Origin of the sequence: Photorhabdus africana (genome assembly GCF_035181445.1) — a bacterium.
Classification (GTDB): Bacteria; Pseudomonadota; Gammaproteobacteria; order Enterobacterales; family Enterobacteriaceae; genus Photorhabdus; species Photorhabdus laumondii.
On the sequence record NZ_JAXBVE010000146.1, the window covers coordinates 1 to 626 of the forward strand.

Here is a 626-nt window from a genome sequence, read left to right on the forward strand (position 1 = left end):
CCAAAGCCTATTTATCCCAGAATGCATTCAAAACACCGCAAAGAAAGTCGTCTAAAAACAAAACATTGGATGCGTGTTTTGAACGACTTAATTCTTAAGATCCTGTATATGTTGCCTGGATAAAATATAAAACAAAAGTGAAAGTAGGTTATTGTATGGATAAATAACCTACTATTTAAGTGAAAGAGTTATTTTTTACAGTAATTGGATTTAGTTGTGATAACCTTTAAGAATTATATATATTTATGAAGCTTATCGATATTTTTATAATATTATGGGTTGTTTGAGATTATTATATGTCCGATGAATTTAAATGTTGAATCATATTAATTAAATTAATACTGAAATAGATAAAAAACTAATTGCAACATTTTATTTAAATTTGTAAACACCGATATATCAATTAATGCTAAAGTTTCAGCAGTTTTAATTTGCGTTAAATTCCACTTAAATATGAAGGGTGCCTGAGAACCAAGCCATAACAACATCTAAAAGGGCGGGAGTAAAAACCTCCTGCCTAAGGTTGCCTTACCTGTCGCTGGATTCGTAAGCCATGATTGCCGCAACCTCTGTATTACCTCGTTTGATATGGAGTTTACAGATTGAACCCCTTGTTATCCACGTGA

General features: G+C 31.5%; 1 protein-coding gene. It reads right to left on the reverse strand.

What is annotated here, in order from left to right; all coding sequences use genetic code 11:
- Positions 1 to 528 precede the first annotated feature (528 nt).
- Positions 529 to 626: Hok/Gef family protein (locus SLS51_RS23130; RefSeq protein WP_323840825.1), on the reverse strand; the 98-nt coding region annotated here is incomplete at its 5' end.